Genomic DNA, 2,688 nt, shown 5'->3' on the forward strand with positions numbered 1-2,688 from the left:
GCCGGTCACTTCGCTCATGGCCTTTTCAGTTGCCTGGAATGGTTCAAGGCCCAGCTCGATGTTGCGCTCGACGTTCTCCACCACCACGATGGCGTCATCCACCACGATGCCGATGGCGAGTACCAAACCGAACAGCGACAGCGCGTTGAGCGAAAAACCAAACAGGTGCATGACCGCAAACGTACCGATCAACGATACCGGCACCGCCACCAACGGAATGATCGAGGCGCGCCAGGTTTGCAGGAACAGAATAACCACCAGTACAACCAGGATCAGCGCTTCGAACAGGGTGTGAACCACCGCTTCGATGGAGCCACGCACGAAGATAGTCGGGTCATAGACGATGCTGTAGTCCATCCCCTGCGGGAAGTTCTTTTTCAGCTCTTCCATCTTGCCGCGCACTTCGTTGGAGATCTCGATCGCGTTGGAACCTGGGCGCTGGAAGATCGGGATCGCCACCGCCGGCTGGTTGTTGAGCAACGAACGCAGGGCGTATTGACTGGAACCCAGCTCCACCCGTGCGATGTCTTTCAGGCGCGTGATTTCACCGTTATCGCCTGCGCGAATGATGATGTTCTCGAACTCTTCCTCAGTGACCAGACGGCCCTGAGTGTTCACCGACAACTGGAAGCTGGTGGCATTCGGTGCAGGTTGCGCACCCAGGGCACCGGCGGCCACTTGACGGTTTTGCTCGCGAATCGCGTTCACGACATCAGTCGCCGTCAGGTTGCGCGACGCGGTCTTGTTCGGGTCCAGCCATACACGCAGGGAGTAGTCGCCCATGCCGAACAGCTGCACGTCACCCACACCGCCCAAACGTGCCAGCTCATCCTTCACATTGAGCAAGGCGTAGTTGGACAGGTAAAGCATGTCGTAACGCTGATCCGGGGAGGTCAAGTGCACCACCATGGTCAGGTCTGGCGAGGCCTTGTCCACGGTAATACCGATGCGCGTCACTTCCTCAGGCAGTTTTGGCTGAGTCCGCGTCACGCGGTTCTGCACCTGCACCTGCGCGTTGTCCAGGTCAGTGCCCAGGGCGAAGGTAATAGTGAGGGTCAGCTTGCCATCGGCGGTCGACTGCGAAGACATGTACAGCATGTTTTCGACGCCGGTGATGGCCTGCTCCAAAGGGGCCGCCACGGTTTCACCGATGACTTTAGGGTTGGCCCCCGGGAAGTTGGCGCGCACCACCACGGTCGGCGGCACGACTTCCGGGTATTCGCTGATCGGCAATTGAAACAGCGAGATCGCGCCGGCGATCAGGATCAACAGCGACAGCACCGCTGCGAAGATCGGCCGCGAAATGAAGAACTTGGAAAAATTCATCTTGAGTTGTATCCCTTAACCGCGTGGAGTCGCGACGGCTGCGAGCTTGGGCGCGGCTTTATCCGGCGCCACTTGCTCCAGGTTGCTGGCTTCAAGCGCTTGTCGTTGTTGGGCCAAGGCGGCGAGGGTTTCCTTGCTGGCCATCGGGATGGTTTCCGGTGCAACCGGCGACCCCGGGCGAATGCGCTGCAAGCCCTTCACGACGATGGTGTCTTCCTTGTTCAAGCCGCTGCGCACGATGCGCAGGCCTTCGATCTTCGGCCCCAGTTCGACGGCGCGATAAGCCGGCTTGTCGCCGTCCATCACCAGCACGAACTTCTTGCCCAGGTCGGTGCCGACCGCTTCATCGTTGATCAGCACGGCGGAGTAGGTGCCGCTGCCGACCAGCTTGAGGCGGGCGTACAGGCCAGGGGTGTATTCGCCCTTGCTGTTATCGAACACGGCGCGGCCACGGATGGTGCCGGTGGCCGGGTTGACCTGGTTGTCGACGAAGTTCATCTGGCCCAGGTGCGGGTTGCCGGTTTCGTTGGACAAGCCCAGGTACACAGGGGTAGTCGCGCCACGGCGGCCTTCGCGCGCCAGCTCGGTGTACTTGAGGTACACGCGTTCATCGGCGTCGAAGTAGGCGTAGACCTTGTCGGTGGAAACCACGCTGGTCAGCGGGGTGGTGTCGGCAGTCACCAGGTTGCCGGCGGTGATCTCGGCACGGCTGACACGGCCGCTGATCGGCGAGGTCACGCGGGTGAAGCTGAGGTTCAGTTTGGCCAGGTCCAGTTGCGCCTGAATTCCGGCGACGCCGGCGCGGGCTTCTTGGGCAGCGGTGGTGCGCGAGTCGGCCAGTTCGGCGGAGATCGCGTTGCTCTGACGCAGGCGTTCGCCACGTTGCGCTTCGTTATCGCTACGGCTGGCGGCGGCTTTGGTTTGGGCAAGCTGGGCTTCGAGGCGGCGCACTTCAGCCTGGAACGGACGCGGGTCGATCTGGAACAGCAGGTCGCCTTTCTTTACCAGGGCGCCTTCGGTGAAGGCCACCTGATCGATCTGGCCGGACACGCGCGGACGAATCTGCACGGTTTCCGGGGCTTCCAGGCGACCGGTGAATTCATCCCACTCGTTGACCGGTTGTTCCAGCACCTTGGCCACGCTGATTTTCGCAGGAGGCATGGCGGCCGCTTGTTCCGGGGTCTTGCCGCACGCGCTCATCACCACCACGGCCAGAATCGCCAGGGGGAAGCGCAAATGTTTTAGTGACTGTTCCATGAGGTGCATCCGCCAATGTATTTGAGATGGGCGGATCATGCGCGGCGGGGTGCTATGTCACGAATCGAATGAAACAAAGGTAACTATCATTCGGAATGATATAAG

The 2,688-nt window shown here is 60.8% G+C and carries 2 protein-coding genes; both read right to left on the bottom strand.

The features are described 5' to 3' along the window. The coding region (locus tag WBB95_RS23700; protein WP_424489771.1) for an efflux RND transporter permease subunit at positions 1-1,326 on the bottom strand (1,326 nt) is incomplete at its 3' end. A gap of 15 nt (positions 1,327-1,341) precedes the next feature. Then, positions 1,342-2,583 (bottom strand): multidrug efflux RND transporter periplasmic adaptor subunit MexE, encoded by a 1,242-nt coding sequence (mexE, locus tag WBB95_RS23705; protein ID WP_424489772.1) that lies wholly within the window; start codon positions 2,581-2,583, stop codon positions 1,342-1,344. Positions 2,584-2,688 lie beyond the last annotated feature (105 nt).

Origin of the sequence: Pseudomonas sp., assembly GCF_049645325.1 — a bacterium.
In the GTDB taxonomy this organism is placed as follows: Bacteria; Pseudomonadota; Gammaproteobacteria; order Pseudomonadales; family Pseudomonadaceae; genus Aquipseudomonas.

Excerpts from the sequence above, each read along its gene's own strand:
- mexE (WP_424489772.1), bottom strand. The coding sequence starts at position 2,583 with ATGGAACAGTCACTAAAACATTTGCGCTTCCCCCTGGCGATTCTGGCC.